This window comes from Streptomyces sp. NPDC019937 (assembly GCF_040631655.1).
Classification (GTDB): domain Bacteria; phylum Actinomycetota; class Actinomycetes; order Streptomycetales; family Streptomycetaceae; genus Streptomyces.
Genome location: NZ_JBEYAL010000022.1, coordinates 44,914 through 63,274 on the forward strand (window position 1 = coordinate 44,914; position 18,361 = coordinate 63,274).

General features: G+C 72.8%; 10 protein-coding genes. 5 read left to right on the forward strand and 5 right to left on the reverse strand.

Annotated features, from left to right (window positions below; translation table 11 throughout):
* The first annotated feature begins 173 nt into the window (after window positions 1-173).
* The gene (locus ABZ562_RS22485; RefSeq protein WP_361482494.1) at window positions 174-1,793 is read left to right on the forward strand and encodes a PucR family transcriptional regulator ligand-binding domain-containing protein; all 1,620 of its coding nucleotides are present in this window, start codon (window positions 174-176) and stop codon (window positions 1,791-1,793) included.
* Between the two features lie 114 nt (window positions 1,794-1,907).
* Here the strand turns inward: ABZ562_RS22485 and ABZ562_RS22490 are convergent, their stop codons facing one another.
* The 5 genes from ABZ562_RS22490 to ABZ562_RS22510 form a co-directional block, all read right to left on the reverse strand.
* The gene (locus ABZ562_RS22490; RefSeq protein ID WP_361482721.1) at window positions 1,908-2,516 is read right to left on the reverse strand and encodes a LuxR C-terminal-related transcriptional regulator; all 609 of its coding nucleotides are present in this window, start codon (window positions 2,514-2,516) and stop codon (window positions 1,908-1,910) included.
* Between the two features lie 415 nt (window positions 2,517-2,931).
* The gene (locus tag ABZ562_RS22495; protein ID WP_361482497.1) at window positions 2,932-5,745 is read right to left on the reverse strand and encodes an AAA family ATPase; all 2,814 of its coding nucleotides are present in this window, start codon (window positions 5,743-5,745) and stop codon (window positions 2,932-2,934) included.
* Window positions 5,735-8,491 (reverse strand): LuxR family transcriptional regulator, encoded by a 2,757-nt coding sequence (locus ABZ562_RS22500; RefSeq protein ID WP_361482500.1) that lies wholly within the window; start codon window positions 8,489-8,491, stop codon window positions 5,735-5,737. Before ABZ562_RS22500 ends, ABZ562_RS22495 begins: the two co-directional genes overlap by 11 nt.
* A 58-nt stretch (window positions 8,492-8,549) precedes the next feature.
* On the reverse strand, window positions 8,550-11,417 hold the full coding sequence (locus ABZ562_RS22505) for an AAA family ATPase (RefSeq protein ID WP_361482503.1): 2,868 nt from the start codon (window positions 11,415-11,417) through the stop codon (window positions 8,550-8,552).
* 285 nt (window positions 11,418-11,702) lie between these two features.
* Complete coding sequence (locus tag ABZ562_RS22510) at window positions 11,703-11,897, reverse strand: DUF5999 family protein (RefSeq protein WP_009720665.1); 195 nt, start codon at window positions 11,895-11,897, stop codon at window positions 11,703-11,705.
* 343 nt (window positions 11,898-12,240) lie between these two features.
* Here ABZ562_RS22510 and ABZ562_RS22515 point away from each other — a divergent pair, with 343 nt between their 5' ends.
* The 4 genes from ABZ562_RS22515 to ABZ562_RS22530 all read left to right on the forward strand — a co-directional run bounded on the left by ABZ562_RS22515 (window position 12,241) and on the right by ABZ562_RS22530 (window position 18,353).
* Window positions 12,241-14,544, forward strand: a complete 2,304-nt coding sequence (locus ABZ562_RS22515) for a LuxR C-terminal-related transcriptional regulator (protein WP_361482506.1) — start codon at window positions 12,241-12,243, stop codon at window positions 14,542-14,544.
* A 212-nt stretch (window positions 14,545-14,756) separates the two neighbouring features.
* Window positions 14,757-16,958 (forward strand): aminotransferase class I/II-fold pyridoxal phosphate-dependent enzyme, encoded by a 2,202-nt coding sequence (locus ABZ562_RS22520; protein WP_361482509.1) that lies wholly within the window; start codon window positions 14,757-14,759, stop codon window positions 16,956-16,958.
* A gap of 292 nt (window positions 16,959-17,250) precedes the next feature.
* Window positions 17,251-18,111 (forward strand): helix-turn-helix transcriptional regulator, encoded by an 861-nt coding sequence (locus ABZ562_RS22525; protein WP_361482512.1) that lies wholly within the window; start codon window positions 17,251-17,253, stop codon window positions 18,109-18,111.
* A gap of 5 nt (window positions 18,112-18,116) precedes the next feature.
* Window positions 18,117-18,353: a DUF397 domain-containing protein gene (locus ABZ562_RS22530; RefSeq protein WP_055553697.1), complete on the forward strand. Its 237-nt coding sequence runs from the start codon at window positions 18,117-18,119 to the stop codon at window positions 18,351-18,353.
* Window positions 18,354-18,361 lie beyond the last annotated feature (8 nt).

Genomic DNA, 18,361 nt, shown 5'->3' on the forward strand with positions numbered 1-18,361 from the left:
ACGGAACGGCGGTGACCGGACTGCTTCGGGACTTCTTCGGGACTTCTTCGAGCGTGCGGGAGCGGACCGGCCGAAGACAATGATCATTGTGTCGCGGGCCGGTGATCGGGATGGACGTTCTGTCAACCGGGACCGGGTGGACACTTTGTCAAGGCGATGCCAGAGTGACCGGCATGAACGGCTCCGCTCCGCTCACCCTCGACGACGCGCTGCGGCTGCCGGTGCTGGCCGCCGGGCGGCCGGAGGTGGTATCCGGCCATGATCAGCTGTCCCGTCCGGTCCGCTGGGTGCACATCACCGAACTGCTCGATCCGGCCTCCTTCCTCAAGGGCGGGGAACTGGTCCTCACCACCGGGATGCCCCTGCCGGAGGACCCGGCGCTGGTGCGCCGGTATGTGGAGGAGCTGGCCGACGTCGGCGCCGCGGGCCTGGTCATCGAGCTGGTCCGGCGGTATCACGAGCCGCCGTCGGAGCTGGTGAACGCCTGCCGGGCCCGGGATTTCCCGCTGGTGCTGCTGTCGCGGAACGTGAACTTCGTGGAGGTCACCCAGATCGTCCACTCCATGATCATCGGTAGTCAGATCGAGACCCTGCGGCGGGCGCAGGACGTCCATGACACCTTCACCGCGCTGACCCTGCGCGGCGCCGAGCCGGACGAGGTGGTGGGCATGGCCGCCGAGCTGAGCGGCCATCCGGTGGTGCTGGAGAACCTGGTCCACCGGGCCGTGATCTGCGGGCCGCCGGGCCAGGGCGTCGAGGGGATGCTGACCGAATGGGAGCGGCGGTCCCGCGCCACGCCCTCACCCGACCGCACCGAGCTGCGTGGTCCGGAGAACTGGCTGGTGACGGCCGTGGAGTACCGGGGTGAGCGCTGGGGGCGGCTGGTCATGCTGCCGGACGCCGCGGGCGTCCCGGCGGTGGGTCCCGAGCATGCGATGGTCCTGGAGCGTACGGCCACGGCCCTGACGATCGCCCGGCTGACCCAGCACACCCGGTGGGAGCGGCGCGCGCAGCGCACGCTGCTGCTGGACCTGGTCGAGCAGCGCTGCCGCTCGGCCGGGGAGGCGCGGGCCCGGGCCGAGGCGCTGGGCATGCGGGTCATGGGGCGGCGGCTGATCGTCGTGCTCGTCACCCTGGACCGGGGGCCCGGCGGCGGGGAGTCCGGGGAGCTGGAGGAGCGGCTGACCGAGGAGATGGCCGCGGCCGGCGCCGCGGTGCTGATCGGCGTGGTGCCCGGCGATCACCTGGGCGTGCTGCTGGCGTTCCACCCGGCCACTCCCTGGCGGCCGTTGGTGGAGCGGCTGAGCCGTACCGTACGGGAGTCCCATCCGGACGCGGTCGTGAGCGTGGGCTCCGAGGTGTCGGACCTGTCGCAGACGGCGCGCTCCTTCCAGCAGGCGGCGCGGGTCGCGGACGCCGCCGTTCCGGGGACGCCGGACAAACCGTTCCATGAACTGACCGATATCGGGCTGCGACAGTTGCTGTACGCGCTGCGCGGCGACGTGCGGGTGCAGGAGTACGTGGAACGGCAGCTCGGCCGGCTGGTGCAGCACGACGAGCGGCATGGCACCGATCTGGTGACGACCCTGCACGCCTATCTGGACGCGGCGGGCAACAAGACGGTGGCCGCCAAGCGCGCGAACCTGTCACGGCAGGCGTTCTATCAGCGGCTGCACGCGATCGAGCGGGTGCTCGGCTGCGATCTGGAGTCGGGTGAGCAGCGCACCCAGCTGCATGTGGCGCTCACCGCGTTCAGCGTGCTGCGCCTCGCCCACGGTTCGGGCCCCTCCTGACGCGGTTGGCGCCGTGACGCGGTGACGCACGGCCCTCCTCGGCCATGTGCGAGCCGAGCGCCGCCGCGTCTACCGCGTCACGGCCCAGCGGGTCACCTCACAAGAGGGCGCGGATCACTTCACGAAATCGTCGACGACCTTCGGTGGCCAGGAACCCACCTTGAGAACGCCCACGGAATAGGCGCGGGATACCAGGGCCGCCCGGTTGGGAACCCGCAGCTTACGGAGCAGACGCGTCACATGGTATTCGACGCCCTGCCGGCTGAGATAAAGCCGGGAGGCCAGCGGAACGGTGGAGAGCCCGGCCGCGATTCCTTCCAGAATGCGTGCCTCGATTTCGCTGAGAATCTTTCTGCGGTTGGTCACCATGTCCAGCTCCTGGCCGCCCGCCACGGGCCGCAGCACCACCAGCAGCGAGGCGACGTGCGAGGTGCCCTCGCGTACGGCGACGGCGCTGAGCGCGCAGGTGAAGGCGGTGCCCTGGGAGCCGACGACGATCACATGGCCGGCGAACCGGTGGCGGGTGCCGTCGGCCAGCTGGGAGAGCTGCCGGTGCAGCGCCTGCCGCGCGCTGGGGTGTGCCAGGTCGCAGAAATCACGGCCGCAGACGCTCGAGGAGGAGTCGTCGCCGAACTGCCGGAAGAACTCCCGATTCGCCTGCTGGACCGTCAGGGACGGGTCGAGGCAGACCACGCAGGCCCCGGGCTGGTCGAATTGGCACAGAAGATCCGCGTGCTCGATCTGAGCACATTCAAGATCGTGGGGGGTTGGCCGAGCTGAATCTGCGAGTGCGGAGACTGCCAAGGGACTGCCATCCCTTCCTGTTTATCAATGACCGGGCACGAAGGACCGGATGCGAATACCCGGGAACGAAAGCCGCGGCTATTCAATTCGAACGCTCTTTGCACAATGGAGACTAGGGAGATCCTTGTGCATGAGTCAACGTCAGCAGGGGGCGCGTCACCCAATCCTGTGGTACCGCACCCTGGAGGTTCGGTCCGCACCCCGGGGTTTCGGTGGTCGGTTCGGTGGGTTCGGTGAGCCGGGAAACTTGCCCGGATCGAACGGTCCCCCGCCGGTGCGCGGGCATGCGGGAAGCCCGGCCGAAGCCGGTTGGACACTCGTTGAATTAGCCCCGTTAACGCAGGATTTCCGAATCCAGGCGGGGCAGGATCTCCATCAGCTGGCGACGGCCGGAGATGTCCAGCTTGCGGTAGGCGTGGGTGAGGTGCTTCTCGACCGCGCGGGAGGTGACGCCGAGCCGGCCGGCGATCTCCTGGTTGGTGAGGCCGCCGCCGGCCAGGGAGACCACGGTGCGTTCGGTACGGGTCAGCGCGGCCTCCGGCGGCGGGGCGGGCGTACCGCGTCCCTGCTCGGCGCGTTCGACCAGCCAGGGCGCGCCGCAGGCCGCGGCGAGGGCTCCGGCCTCCCGCAGCAGGGCCGCCGCCTCGGCGCCGCCGTCCATCCGCCGGGCCAGCAGAATGAGTGAGCGGGCCAATTCGAGTTCGTTGGCCGAGGCGCGCAGCACGTCGGCCGATTCACGCAGCAGGTTCGTTCCCCGGGCGCCCTCGTGCAGCCGGCCCTTGAGCCGCAGGGCGCGGCCCAGCGCCACGGGGGCGCCCCAGGCCTCGGCCCGGGCGTGCTCCTCCTCGGCGAGCGCCAGCGCCGCGCGGGAGTCGCCGATGCGGTGCTGGAGGGCGGCCGCCCAGGGGCGCCACCGGAAGAGGACGGGATTGCGCCAGCCCGCCGCCTCCAGCTGCCGGCCGCAGGCCAGCAGGGTGTCCAGCGCGCTGGCCCAGCGGCCGTGCCGCTCGTCCTGGGACGCCTTGAGGAGCTGGAGCGAGGTGGTGAGCGCCAGGTTGGCGGACCGGCGCCGGCCGGCCTCGTCGAGCAGCCCTTCGACCAGTTCGGGGTCGTCCAGCTCCAGGGCGACGCCGGTGAGGGCGACGGTGGCGAGGATCCCGGCCTCCGGCCAGTGCCCGCCGGCCAGCCGCATCGCGCGCTCGGCGGGCTCCCGGGCCCGGGCCGCCCGCCCCCGCGCCACCAGCATCAGCGCCTGCTCGGCGTGGACGAGCGCGTCGACGGGCGTGACGTCCTGCCGTGGGGAGTGCCGCTCGGGCGCGGGCCAGGAGTTGATGCCCCGTACCGAGTCGGCGGCGACCAGCGCGACCGCCACCAGCGGCAGCGGTGAGTGGGCCCGGTCCGCGGTGGCCGGTTCCCGCTCCAGGACGCGGCCCGCGAGCCGGGCGACCTCGGCCGCCGACCGCCGGGTCGTGAGCATCGCGGCGTCGAGCAGTACGGCGGCCAGCTCGCGTTCGGCGGTCGAGCCGAGCGGGGGCGCGTCGCCCAGCGCCGACAGCCGCTCCACCGACGCGGCCAGCCCTGCCGGGTCCTCGTACTCGGCGTACCGCAGCCGCGCCTCCAGCCGCAGCGCCACGTCGCGCGCCGAGCCCTCCAGGGCGGACGCGGGGCCCAGCTCCTCGGCGACCTGGTGGAACAGGTCGACGACCGCGGGCGGCGGCACGCCGACGACGGTCGGGGAGATCCGCAGGGCGGCGGCGGCCCGGTGCCGTGGCGTGGTCAGCAGGGGTATCGCCTGGGAGATGTGGCGTTCGCACGCGGCCGGGTCGAATCCGCGCTCCGCGGTGGCCAGGTCGATCAGCAGCCGCCCGCGGCTCTCGCCGGACAGCGCGGCGTCCAGCAGCGCGCGCCGCAGGTAGCGGGTGGCGATGTCCGGCGCGCTCCGGCGCAGCGCGGTGTCGGCGGCGGTCCGCAGCACCTCGACCGCCCAGGGGTGCTGTGAGGCGGTGACGGCCATCAGCTGGGCGGCGACCGATTCGGCAGGGGAGCCGTTGCGGTAGAGGAGGGCCGCGGCGGTGTCGTGCAGGCGCTCGCGCTCGGCGACGGTCATCGAGGACTCGACGGCGTCCTGCACCACGCGGTGCCGGAAGCGCGGCTCCCCCTCGGCCGTCAGCAGGCCGAGTTGGCCGAGGGTGCGCAGCGCGGCCCCGAAGCCGATCGGGTCCAGGCCCGCCAGCCGGGCCATGAGTTCGGGTTCGCCGACCTGGTCGCCGAGGGTGGCGATCGCGGCGGCCAGGTCCCGTACCGGCGGCGGCTGGGTGCGCATGCAGCGGGCCAGCCGCTCGCGCAGCTGGGCGGGGCGCTGGCGGCGGGCCGCCTCGGTGTGTCCGGCGGTGGGGCGGTGGCTCTCGACCGCGAGGGCCGCCAGGACCGACCTCAGGAAGAGGGGGTTGCCCGCGGAGATCTCGTGGCAGGCGCGGGCGAACTCCTCGTCGCCCGGCTCGCCGAACTGGCCGAGGACCATCTCCCCCACGGCCCCGGGGGACAGCGGCGCGGGGCGCAGCACCCGCTGTGCGGAGTCGGTGATCTCGCGCAGCGTCACCTGCCGGCCCCCCGGGTCGCCGTCGCGCAGGGCGCAGACGAGTACGGCGCGCAGCCCGTGCAGCCGTTTGACGAGGTAGGCGAGCCAGCGCAGCGAGGGGGCGTCGGCCCACTGGAGGTCATCCACCAGGATCAGCAGCGGTTTGTCGGCGCCGACGTCGGCCAGCAGGGAGCGCAGCCCGTTCAGCACCGTCTCGGACAGGGCGACGAAGCCGTGCTCGTCCAGCGGCAGGGCGTCGTCGGTGAGGAGCATGCGGGCGGATGCGCCGTGTTCCCGCAGCCGGCGTTCGCACGTCTCGGACGGGTCGCCGGTCAGCAGGCTGTCGAAGAGCTGGCGGACCACGCCCAGGGCGAAGTCCTGCTCCATCGGGGCGGCGTTGGCGCGCAGGACGCGGACGTCCTCCCCCGCCAGCAGGGACAGCCGCTGCAGCAGCGCGGTCCGGCCGATGCCGAGCGGTCCGGTGAGCAGCAGCAGCGAGGAGGTGCCCGCGGCGGCGGCGCTCAGGGCCTCCCGCACCTGTGCCACCTCGGCGTCCCGCTCAAGCAACATCGGTGCCGTATCCCTCCGTCGCCCGGAGCAGCGCGTGGAGTTCCGCGCGCCCCGCGATCCGCAGCTTCCGGTACGCGCCGCTGAGCCGCAGCTCGACCGTGCGCCGGGTCACCGACAGCATCTCGGCGATCTCCCGGTTGCCGTGGCCGAGTCCGGCGAGGGTGGCGGTGCGCCGCTCGGGTTCGGTCAGCGTCGCCCAGGCGGGGTGCGGGCCGAGCCCGGACGCTGCGGGCTGTCCCAGCCGTTCGGCGAGGGCGCGCACCCGTGCGGTGAGCCTGCTGGAGGGGCGGTGGGTGGTGGTGAACGTGAACAGCTCGGCCACCAGGGGGGCGGCGGCCTGCGGGTTCCCCGCGTCCAGTTCGGTGGTGGCCAGGTCGATCAGCGCATTGGCGTAGGCGAGCCGGGCCGGGGTGGGGCGCAGGGTCTGCACGGCCTCGCGGAGCCGGTGGTCCCGGGTCTCGTGGGCCACCCGCCCGGCACCCAACTGAGCCTGGCCCAGGGTGCTGGGCGCGCCCCACCGCCGGGCCAGTGCGATCTCCTCCTGGCTCAGCCGCTGCGCCTCCTCGTGGTCCCCGAGCGCGTGGCACGCGGCGGCGGCCATGGAACGCCACGGGATCAGGGCGGGGTTGGCCCGGCCGCGGCGCAGCAGCCGTCTGCCACAGCCGAGGAACAGCTCCACGGCCTCGGCGTGCCGGCCGTCCCGGAAGGCCACCGTCGCCCTGGCGAAGAGCAGATGGGCGAAGGACGCGCCGTCCGGGGCCTCGGCCGGGACGGGCGCGGCGGCCAGCTCCCTGGCCTGGTCGGCGTGGCCGCCGTCCAGGGCGACGGTGATCCGCAGCGCGGTCAGATAGGGGGCGTGGTACGGATGCCAGTGGGCGTGGGGCAACGCCCGCCCGGCGGCGGCGGTGTCCCGTTCGGCGGCGTCGAGCCGGCCGCGCCGCAGGTTCAGTTCACCCCGGATGGCCAGCACCAGCCCGGCGGCGGCCCGGGCGTGGCGCCGCCGCAGGTCGAGGTGGAGGGCGTCCAGCCGGGCCTCGGCCTCGTCCAGGTCGTCGGTCAGGAGCAGGATCCGGCCGGCCGTGAGCCGGGGCAGGATCAGCGCGTCGGTGCCGGGCTCGTCGGTGAAGGCGCGCCGGGCCAGCGCCCTGGCGGTGGGCAGGTCCTCGCCCAGGAAGGCGAGTTGACGGGCGCGGGCGGCGGCCTGCGCCGGGTCGGTGGGGCGGGCGGGCAGCGCGGGGATCTCGGGCAGCAGCAGGTCGGCGTCGTCGTCGCGGCACGGTTCGGTGAGCCGGAACAGCCCGGCCAGGGCCTCCCGTTCGCCGTCGCGGGCCGTGGGCAGCGCGCTCGCCACGGCGGACCGCAGGGTCTCCACACCGCCGCGGGTGAGGCCGAGGTCGGCGGCGCGCACCCGGTCCCGGGCGGACGCGCCGGTACCGGAGCGGATGATCTCGGTCAGCCGCCGGTCGCTCGCCTCGGGCGCGCCGAGCACCTCGATGGCGGCCAGTTCCAGGCCGAGTTGAGCGCGCCCGTCCAGGTCCAGCGGCTCCTGAAGGGCGCGGGACAGGCAGGCGATGGCGTGGCCGGGGCGGGCGGCCCGCAGGGCGGCGGTGGCGGTGCGGCGCAGCACGGGGACGACCCAGGGTTCGCCGAGCGGGCGGGCGGCGAGCAGCAGCCGGGCGACGTCCTCGTCGGGGACGGCCGCCCGGTGGGCGAGTTCGGCGGCCCGGGCGTGGAGTTCGGCCCGTTCGTCGCCGGACATGTCCTCCAGGATCCAGTTCCGTACCTCCGGGCAGCACAGCCGCAGCCCGGTGCCGGAGGTGGTGGCGAGACCGCTGGCCTCCAGCGCCGCGCCCAGGCCGGGTTCGCTCGCCGCGTGGGGTCCGGCGAGTGCGTACAGCAGGGGCAGCTGGAGGAGTTCGCCGCAGACGGCCAGGGCGCGTACGACGGCGACGGCGGTGTCGGACAGTCCGCTGAGGGCGCGGACGGCGTACTCACCGCGGATGGCGTCGATGAGCGCGCGCAGCTCCGGGATCCGTCCGGCGACCGGTTCCAGTCCGCGGGCGGTGAACTGGCCCAGCGCCTCGTGGAGCACCATGGGGTTGCCGGCGCCGATCTCGCAGGCCGCCCCGGTGAACGCTTCCTCACCGGGCCGTCCGCAGACCGCGGCGATCAGGGTGGCGACCTCCCGCACAGTGAACGCGGACAGCGCGAGCTGCCGGGTGGGGACCGGGCCGGGGAGGGCGGAGCCGCCGCACCATCCGTGGTGGCTGACACCGCTGCCGCTCGACAGCAGCGCGACCGGTTTCCCCGGCAGCCGCCGCACCAGGGCGTCGAACCAGCGCCGTGAGGCCGGGTCCAGCCATTCCACCCCTTCGACGACGAGCAGCGTCGGCCGGTGGTGGGCACTGCGCAGCAGTTCGGCCAGGCCGGGCAGTCCACTGTGCGGGCCCGGTTCGGCAAGGGCCGCGAGGGTGCGGTCGCTGATCCCGTCCAGCGTCGTCAGGAGCTGTTGCACCACGCCGTACCGCAGTTCGCTCTCGCCCGGAGTGGCCCGGGCGGTCAGGGTGCGCAGCCCGCGCTCCTCGGCGAGCCGGGCCGTCCAGCGCAGCAGCGGGCCCCGGCCGGATCCGGGACTGCCGGACACGGTGACGACGGCCGGGCGCCCCGCCGCCAGCTCGGTGATGAACGACGTCAGCACCGCCTGCTCTCGTTCCCGCCCGGGGAACGGAAGCCCGTTGAGCTGCATGGAACGACTATATGTCGAGCACTTATTCGGAGTGCGGAGAAGCGCCGGGACGTCGAGCTCAATGACGGCCACGTGCCGCGGACACCCACGCCGGAGCCTGTGGATGCGGGACGCTCGGCGTGCGCAGCACCGAGGCCAGTTCGGCCCGCTGGGTCAGCCCCAACTTCCGGTAGACGCTGGTGAGATGCGTCTCGACGGTGCGCACGGTGACGAAGAGCGACTGGGCGATCTCCCGGTTGCCCGCCCCGGCCGCGGCGAGGGTGGCGACCTTGCGCTCGGTGCCGGTGAGCAGGTCCACCGGGGAGGCGGTGATCTCGCGCATCCGGCCGCCCGCGGCGACCAGCCGCCGCCGGGCGCTCTTGGCGAGCGCCAGCGCGCCGCAGCTCTGGGCGAGGTCGGCCGAGGTCCGCAGGTGTTCGCGGGCGCCGCGGGAGTCCCCGGCGTCCAGCAGGGCGGTGCCGAGCATGAATTCGGCCCGGGCGTGCTCGGCGCGGGCGGGGGAAGCGGACAGCCGCGCGACGGCTTCGGTGAGCAGGCCGACGCCGGCCTCCCCACGGGTGGTCACGCCGCGGGCGAGCGCGGCGAGTCCGAGGGCGCGCGGGGTGCCCCAGCGGCGGGCGAGTTCGGTTCCGTGGTCGACGATGTCCCGGGCCTCGTCGGCGCGTTTCTCGGCGGCGTACACCGAAGCCGCCTCGGCCCACCAGGGGATGAAGCACGGATTGGCGAACCCGGTCTCCTCCAGGGAGGAGCCGCAGTCGAGCAGCAGCCGCAGCGCGGTCCGGCCGTCGCCGAGCGCCCAGCGGGCCCGGGCGCGGGCCATCAGGTACCAGTGGTACTCCATGACGAACCCGTCCAGGTTCGGCCGGGTGACCTGGCCCAGCAACTCCTCGGCGCGTTCGGGCTCGCCGCGGTCGATCAGAACGGTGGCCAGGGCGATCTGGGGCATCGTCATATGGCTGCCCCACCGCTCGTGGCCGACGATCTCCACGGCGGTCTGGGCGTCGGCCAGCGCGTCCGGGATCGCGCCGAGGCCGTGGAGCATCAGGGCCCGGGTGGAGAGGCTGAGGACGTAACTCCACACCGCGGCGTTCTCCTGGCCGTACCGCAGCGAGCGGTCCAGCGCCTCCATCGCGTCCCCGACCTCGTCGGCGAGGCCCAGGGTGAACGCGGAGAAGAGCAGCGACCAGTTGCCGAGGGCGACCCCCGAGGGGTGGAGGGCGCGGCGGGCCTGACGCACCGTACGCTCCGCCGAGGTGCCCTCCATCGCGCTGAGCACGGTCATCATGGCCAGCAGCTGCCGCTGTGCCGGGGTGTCCCCGGCCGGTTCGGCCAGCCGCGCGAACCGCTCCCGGACCGTGGTGATGGTCGCCTTCTCGTCACAGCCGCTGATCAGCAACGCGGACCGGACGAGGGTGAGCAGTTCGCCGTCGCGGGGTTCGGGGTCGGGCCCCAGCTCGGCCTCCAGCGCGTCCAGCACGCCGCCGAGCGTCCGTACGGCGGCCGGTGACTGCTGCACCGTCAGGCAGGTCATGCCGAGCTGGACCGCGATCGGCGCCTTGGCCCGTACGTCGGTGGTGAGGTCGAGGGCGTCCTTCAGGAGCCCGATCGCCTCCGCCGGGTGGGTCTCGGCGAGCGCCCCGGCCAGCTGGACGTGGGCGGACACGCTGTCGGGCTCGGCCTCCAGGACCCGGCGCAGATAGCGGGCGGCGGCCTCGGGCGCGCCGCGGGTCACGGCCTGGGCGGCCGCCTCGCGCAGCACCCCGCGCATCCACGGCTCGGTGGTGCCGGGCACCAGCAGCACCTGGCCCGCGACCTCTTCGGCGGGGCGGCCGATGTCGCTGAGCAGTTGGGCGGCCCGTGCGCGCAGGCCGGCCAAAGCGTCGGCCCCGGCGGCGTCGAGCACGGCCGAGCGCACCACGTCGTGCGCCAGGTCGGGGCGGTCCGGCGCCACCGCCTCGGCGCCGCGCAGCAGCGTCACGGCCTCCTCGACGCGGGCGGCGGGCACCCCGGCGAGCGCGCCGATGTGCTCCGGCTCCTCCTCGCCGAGCACCGCGATCGCGGTGGCCACATCCCGGACCCAGCCGGGCCGGCGCTCGAACAGGTCGTGCACCGACTGGGCGACCACGTACTGGCCGACCTCGGCGATCTCGCGGATTCCCGTGTCGTCCGGCCGCGCCCCCTTGGCCCGCAGCTCGTGCAGCAGCCGGGTGACGGTGAGGGGGTTGCCGCCGCAGACGGCGGCGGCACGCTCGGCGAAGGACGGCGCGACGGGGGCGGGGAAGGTCTGCCGGGCCATCTCGGCCACGTCGGCGTCGGTCAGCGGGCCGAGCCGGATCGCCGAGGAGCGGGGCTGGGCGACGATGTCGTCCAGCACGGCGGGCGCGACGGGCTCCGCCTCGGTGCGCTGGGCGAGCACCACGAGCAGTGGCAGGTGGTCGGCGCGCCGCAGCAGGAAGTCGATCCAGCGCAGCGAGCGTTCGTCGCACCAGTGCGCGTCGTCGAGGACGAGGACGAGCGGGCCCTGGGTCATGAGGTTCACCGCGAGCCAGTAGAGCCCGTGGAGCACCGGGTAGGAGGTCGCTGGCGAGGCCGGTTCGTCCTCGCCGGGGCTGGGGGCGAGCGCGGGCAGGGCGCGGCGGGCGCTGCCCTGGAGCAGCGGGGAGTCGTGCGCGTCGTCGGCGGTCAGCCCGAGCGGGCCGAAGAGGGCCCGTACGCCGCCGTAGCCGGAGCCGGCCACGACCTGGCCGCAGGTGCCGTGCAGGACGGTCATCTTCCGGCAGGTGTCGCTGTCGAGGAAGGCGCGCAGCAGGCTGGTCTTGCCGATTCCGGCGGGCCCGGAGAGCATCACCAGACCGGAACGCCCGGCACAGGCGGCCTCCGCGTGGCTGGCCAGCACGGTCAGCTCACCGGTGCGGCCGACCAGCATGCTGGGTAAACCGGAATCGTTGGCCCGGTCCAGCACAGTGGCCCCCTCGCACCCCCCGATGGTATGGAATTCCGCATAAATAAGCTGCTTGAAGCGATCATCAGGCTACACGAACAGCATCCTGGCGATCAATGTCGATCGCGGAGGTGTGCGGAGGCGACAGACACGGAGGCCCGGGAGGCGGAAGGTGTGGTGAGGGCGTTCACCGTTCCGTCCCGGGCCGTTTCGTATCACCGTGTGGGTACGAGGCGTGGAGTCGTCTATGGCATCTCCCTTCGTCGGCCTTCATCCCGCCTGGTCGGGGCAGGCGCGGGGCGCCGGGATGACGCGCCCGTCGGGGAGCAGTTCCCCCGTGTCCGCGAAGATCACCACTCCATTGCAGAGCAGGCTCCACCCCTGCTCGGGGTGGGAGGCCACCAGACGCGCCGAATCGTGATCGGGTGCGTCGGCGGGGGGACAAGGGGGCTGGTGGAGGCACATGGCGAACCTTCGATCTTTCCACCGAGGGCTCGGCGGAACTCTTCGCGAGGTCACCAGCATGGAACGGCGGACCGCCCCGGGAGGAGGGGAGAACTCCCCGGATGGCTACCTGACCTGCCCCGCCGACACCGCGATCACCCTGGGCGACCGCCTCTCACCCTCGGTGGCACCCGCGAGGGAGCTGCGAGGGCCGCCCCTCGGGCATAGCCTGGACAGTAACCGTTCGGGACGAGCGGGGAACCCCGCCCGCCCGAGCTGGTGCGAGGCATCGATGGGTGCGGTGGCGACGGGCACCCCGACCGGGCGGCAGACAGGCCGGTTGCCGGCCGAGGTGACGACTTTCGTGGGGCGTCGGCACGAGGCGGCCGAGGCCAAGCGGATGCTGTCCGCGTCCCGGCTGGTGACCCTCACCGGAGTGGGCGGGGTCGGCAAGACCCGGCTGGCGCTGCGGGTCGCCGAGGACGCCCGCCGGGCGTTCGCCGACGGGGTCTGGTTGGTCGAACTGGCCGCCCTGGAAACCCCGGATCTGCTCGCCCAGAGCGTGGCCGAGGCCCTGGAGGTGCGGGATCAGTCCGCCCGGCCGCCGCTGGACGTCCTCGTCGACCATCTGCGCGACAAGCAGGCGCTGATCGTCCTGGACAACTGCGAGCATCTGGTCCAGGGCTGCGCGCTGCTCGCCGACCGGCTCCTGCGGGCGGCGCCGCGGCTGCGGATCCTGGCCACCAGCCGGCAGGCGCTGGGCACCGCCGGTGAGCAGACCCTGGCCGTCCCGGCGCTGGCACTGCCCCACGCGGCCGGGCCGCGGCTGTCCACCGCGGCGCTGGCCCAGTGCGACGGGGTGCGGCTGTTCGTCGAACGGGCCGGGGCGATCCTGCCGGGCTTCGCCGTCACCGAGAGCAACCGGGACGCCGTGGAGCGGGTGTGCCGGCGGCTGGACGGCATACCGCTCGGGATCGAGCTGGCGGCCGTACGGCTGCGCGCCCTGTCCGTCCAGCAGTTGCTGGACCGCCTCGACGACCGCTTCCGGCTGCTGACCACCGGCTCCCGGTCGGTGCTCCCCCGCCACCAGACGCTGCGGGCGCTGATCGACTGGAGCCATGAGCTGTGCACCGAGCGGGAGCGGCTGCTGTGGGCCCGGGTCTCGGTCTTCGCCGGAAGCCTGGACCTGGAGGCGGCCGAGGCGGTCTGCTCGGGCGACGGCATCGATCGCGAGGACGTGCTGGACCTGGTGGCCGAGCTGGTGGACAAGTCGGTGCTGCTCCGGGAGGAGCACGACACCACGGTGCGCTACCGGATGCTGGACACGCTGCGCCAGTACGGCCGGGAACGGCTCGCCGCCTCCGGGGAGGAGCCCGACCGGCTGCGGCGGCACCGCGACTACTACCGGCAGCTGGCGGCCGACGCGCGCGCCGCGCTGTTCGGCCCGGCCCAGGCGCAGTGGTTCACCCGGCTCCAGCTGGAGCACGCCAATCTGCGCAGCGCCCTGGAGTCCAGCTTCGCCGAGCCGGAGGAGACCACCTGTGGTCTGGGGATCGCGGCCGACCTCCTCTACCACTGGATCACCAGTTACTACCTCGGCGAGGGGCGGCGCTGGCTGGACGAGGGGCTTGCCGCCTGCCCGGAGCCGACCGAGGTACGGGCCCGCGCGCTGTGGACCAACAGCTGGCTGGCCATCATCCAGTCCGACACCAAGGCGGCCGCGGCCATGCTGGCGGAGAGCCGGGCCATCGGCGAACGGCTCGGCCTGGCCCCGGTCCTGGCGTACGCGGCGCTCTACTCCGGCATGGTCGCCATGTACCGGGGCGACGCCCCCACCGCGATCGCCCTCTACGAGGAGGCGGTGGCCCGCCACCGGGCCACCGGCGATCCGGTCGGGCTCGCGCTGGCCCTCATCCGGCTCTCCCTGGCCCACTCCTTCATCGGCGACTCGCCGCGCGCCATCGCGCTGGGCGAGGAGTCGCTGGAGGTGTGCGACGCCTACGGCGAGGGCTGGCACCGGGCGTACACGATGATGGCGCTCGGCGTCGAGGTGTGGCGCCAGGGCGACACCGCCCGCGCGGCCGCCCTGGAGAAGGACAGCCTGACCTTCAACCGCTCGCTCGACGACCCCCTCGGCGTCGGGGTCAACCTGGAGGTGCTGGCCTGGATCGCCGCCACCGACCGGGACTACCGGCGGTCGGCGCGGCTGCTGGGCGTCGTACGGACGGTCTGGCAGTCGATCGGCGCCTCGCTGTCCGGCTACGGCCACCTGGTCCACTACCACGACGAGTGCGAGGCGGACGTGGCCCGGGCGCTGGGCAGGCCGACGTACAACGCGGCCGTCAAACAGGGGGCGCGGCTCCGCTACGACCAGGCGCTGCGTTACGCCCTGGAGGACGAACTGCCCACCGGGGAGGCCGCCGTGCCCGAGCGGCCGTCGCCGCTGACACCCCGGGAAGCCGAGATCGCCCAGCTGGTCGCGCGGGGGCTCAGCAACAAGGAGATCGCCGCGACACTGGTCATAGCACAGCGCACCGCCGAGGGCCATATTGAGCACATTCTGAGCAAACTTGGTTTCACCTCGCGTGCTCAGGTAGCTGTGTGGGTAGCGCACCAGGACCGGGCCGCCTTCACCGACGGCGAGCGTCCGCCGGACGATCCCGTCTGACGCTCCGACCGCCGCCGCCCCGCCGGAAGAGCGGGCGACAGGATGAGCGAGGGGCGGAATTTTATTCGATCAGGCCACACCTGTCCCTCGGTTTCGCTCACACACCACGAAAATCCTCAGGTCCCCCACGTTTTTGGGATCATGCGTCAGGCTCGAGGGACGAGCCGCAACGGTCGTGATTGCACGACCCACGCGACCGAGGAGGTCCCGCCGTGACTGTTGCCGCAGTCGGCAATTCCGGTGATGCCATGGAACTCTTCCGTGGCACCGCCCACAGCCCGTCTTTCTTCGCGCTCAACCGCGCCGGGATCACGGGTGGCGGACAGGAGCTTGTGGACTTCTGCATCCCCTGCAATCCGTACTTCCCCACCCCCGCCATGTTCGCCGTGATGGCGGTCAGGCTGCGGGAGATCCTCACGTACTACCCGAGCTCCGCGGACACCATCACCGCCGAACTCGCCGATGTGCTGGGCCTTCAGCCGCAGACCATGGCGATGGGCAACGGCTCGACCGAGCTGATCACCTGGATCGACCACCTGCTGGTGAAGGAAAGCCTCGCGGTGCCGATTCCGACCTTCGGCCGGTGGACCGACCAGCCGATGGAGACCGGCAAGCGGGTCGACATGTTCCAGCTCCCGGAGATGAGCGGATTCGCGCTCGACCCACAGGCCTTCGTCCAATTCGTCCGGTCCCGGGGATCGCGGGTCGCCGTCATCTGCAATCCCAACAACCCCGACGGCGGGCTGCTCTCCCGCCAGGCCGTCATCGGCCTCATGGACGCCCTGTCCGATCTCGATCTGGTGGTGATCGACGAGTCCTTCCTGGAGTTCGCCGACGCCGAGGCGTATCCGAGCGTCGTGGACGAGGCGATCCTGCGGCCCAACGTCATCGTCCTGCGCAGCCTTGGCAAGAGCTTCGGCCTGCACGGCGTCCGCTTCGGCTATCTCGTCGCCAATCCGGCGCTGGCCGTGCAGGTCCGCTCCCGGCTGCCGAAGTGGAATCTGAACTCCTTCGCCGAGGTCATCGTCTTCATGCTCAAGCGGTACCGGCAGGAGTACGTGCAGAGCCTGCGCATGCTCAGCCGCGACCGCCAGGAGATGACCACCCAGCTGGCCGGGCTGCCCGGGATGACGGTCTTCCCCTCCCAGGGCAACTTCGTCTTCGTCAAGCTGCCGGGCGGCACGGACGGCTCCTGGGTACGGGACCAGCTCCTCACCCAGCACGGTGTCCTGGTGCGCGAATGCGGCAACAAGCTGGGCAGCAGCAGCCAGTTCATGCGGCTGGTGGTGCGCTCCCAGCCGGATGTGCAGCGGCTGCTGACCGGGCTGAGCACGGTGCTCTACGGGACCTCCTACTACGCCCCCCAGGTCAGCTACGAGCAGCAGCGCGGCTGGGACCTCCAGGCGCCGCTCTACTCCGCCCCGGCCCAGCAGCTGGAGTACCAGTACCAGCAGATGCCGCAGCTGGCCCCGGCCGCGCCCGCCGCCCCCGAACCCCAGCCGCCGATCCAGCAGACCCCGGAGCAGATGCAGCAGATCCTGCAAATGCAGCAGATGCAGCAGGTACCGCAGCAGCAGCTGTACTCGGCGAACGCTCTGCCCGCGCCGCAGGGCGTGGCGTCGGACGGGTACGGGCAGTCCGACCCGTACGGGCAGTCGGTGTCGTCCGGGCAGTCGCCGTCGCAGCCGCCCGCCGAGCTGGCACCCGCGTACGTCGCCACTCCCCCGGTCCAGACGCCCCTGTACCAGGCACCGGCGCAAGCGCAGATGCCCCAGCAGCAGATGCAGCCGATGCAGCAGGTCCCGCAGATGGGGCAGATGCAGCAGGCGGCGATGCAGCAGCCCCAGATGGGCCAGATGGGGCAGATGCAGCAGGCCCCGGCGCCGCAGCCCCAGGCGGCGCCGAGCCAGCCGTCGTACATGCAGATGGCCCAGACCCCGCAGGCCCAGGCCCCGCAGATGCAGATGGCGCAGGCGCAGGTCCCGCAGATGCAAGGCGGCCAGATGCAGGTCCCGCAGATACAGGGCGGCCAGATGCAGGGCGGTCAGATGCAGAGCCCGCAGATGCAGATGGCGCAGGCCGAGACCGGTCAGATCCCGGTCGTGCAGCCGCAGGCTCCGGCGCAGGGCGCGATGGCCGGGTACGCCCAGGGACCCTCCCCCGCCGAACAGACCGCGCTCGACCAGATCCCGCTCTACCGGCCCGAGCCGAACCCCGTGCCGGAGCCGGCCCCGGCGGAGCAGACCCAGGTCATCGACTACGACCCCGCCGAGCTGAGGGCCGCCGCCCCGGCCCGGTCCGCCCGGCCCTCCCGGCCCGCCGACGCCGACAAGGACCCGGACGGCTCCGGTCCGGCGCTGATGCGCTACCCGCGCCCGGCCGCGTACCTGCAGACGGACGACGGCACGTCATGACCCGGCACGCCGTCCCTCGCGCGGCCGGGCCGGGGAGACCCCGGCCCACCGCGCGGACGGCGATGGTCCTGAGAGCCGCTTGACGCCGACGTCCGGCTGAGACGGCACGATCCCGCGTCCGCCTGGTCCCGTTCTCCCTCCCGGGGCTGTCATGAAGCAACTGTCCCGATGGCCGGGCATACTTGGCAAAGAGCACTCTGAATTGTGCAGAGTTGCTTGTGCAGTGTGTCCGGGCCGCACTGGACGTGGCAGACTGCTCGCATCAGCCACGGGGGACAGGGGAGGTAGCAAGGTGAGCGAACCGCGGTCGGCTCCGACCGTGGGCCAGGTCGTCCTCGGCAAGCGCCTGCAGGAGCTGCGTGAGAAGGCGGGGTTCAAGCGCGAACAGGCCGCGCAGGTGCTCCGGGTCGCCCCGGCCACCGTCCGCCGGATGGAGACCGCCGAGGTCGCCCTCAAGGTGCCCTATGTGCGGATGCTGCTGGACGCCTACGGGGTCGTCGGCGCGGAGCTGGAGGCGTTCATCGCCCTCACCGAGGAAGCCAACCGACCCGGCTGGTGGCAGCGGTTCCACGACATCCTGCCGGACTGGTTCAGCGTGCACGTCAGCCTGGAGGGCGCGGCCGAGATGATCCGGGCGTACGAGCCGCACTTCGTCCCCGGCCTGCTCCAGACCGAGGACTACGCCCGCGCCGTCATGCAGACCGGCGCCATCGGCAGGGCCGGGCCCAAGGAGGCCGAGCGGCATGTCGCCCTGCGCATGGAGCGCCAGTCCCTGCTGAACCGCCCGGAGGCGCCACGGCTGTGGGTGGTGATGGACGAGACCGTGCTGCGCAGACCCGTCGGCGGGCCCGCGGTCATGCGCAGACAGGTGGACCGGCTGCTGGAGAGCACCGAGATGCGGCATGTGACGCTGCAGATCTCGGAGTTCGCCTCCGGCCACCATCCGGGCACCTACGGGCCCTTCGTCCTCTTCCGCTTCGCTGTTCCCGAACTGCCGGACATGGTCTACGTCGAGTACCTCACCGGCGCCGTCTACCTCGATGAACGCATCGAGGTGGCCTCACATCTGGAGGCCATGGACCGCATGGCGGCCCAGGCGGCAACCGCACGACGCACAAAGGAAATCCTCCACGATTTCCGCAAGGAGCTCTGATCTGCATGGATCGCATCTACAACGGCATGCGCGCCACCGACCTCGGCACCGAAGGCTGGCGCAAGCCGTGGAGCGGTGGCAACGGCGGCAACTGCGTCGAGGTCATGAAGCTGGACGACGGCCGGGTCGCGATCCGTCAGTCCAAGGATCCGGACGGTCCGGCGCTCATCTACACCCGCAACGAGATCACCGCGTTCATCGAGGGCGCCAAGGAGGGCAAGGCCGACTTCCTGGTGTCCTGAACCCCGCT

What these genes read in the sequence shown, in the direction of transcription:
- ABZ562_RS22485 (WP_361482494.1), top strand. Translation starts at nt 174, where the DNA reads ATGAACGGCTCCGCTCCGCTCACCCTCGACGACGCGCTGCGGCTGCCG.
- ABZ562_RS22495 (WP_361482497.1), bottom strand. Translation starts at nt 5,745, where the DNA reads ATGTTGCTTGAGCGGGACGCCGAGGTGGCACAGGTGCGGGAGGCCCTG.
- ABZ562_RS22500 (WP_361482500.1), bottom strand. Translation starts at nt 8,491, where the DNA reads ATGCAGCTCAACGGGCTTCCGTTCCCCGGGCGGGAACGAGAGCAGGCG.
- ABZ562_RS22505 (WP_361482503.1), bottom strand. Translation starts at nt 11,417, where the DNA reads ATGCTGGTCGGCCGCACCGGTGAGCTGACCGTGCTGGCCAGCCACGCG.
- ABZ562_RS22510 (WP_009720665.1), bottom strand. Translation starts at nt 11,897, where the DNA reads ATGTGCCTCCACCAGCCCCCTTGTCCCCCCGCCGACGCACCCGATCAC.
- ABZ562_RS22530 (WP_055553697.1), top strand. Translation starts at nt 18,117, where the DNA reads ATGGATCGCATCTACAACGGCATGCGCGCCACCGACCTCGGCACCGAA.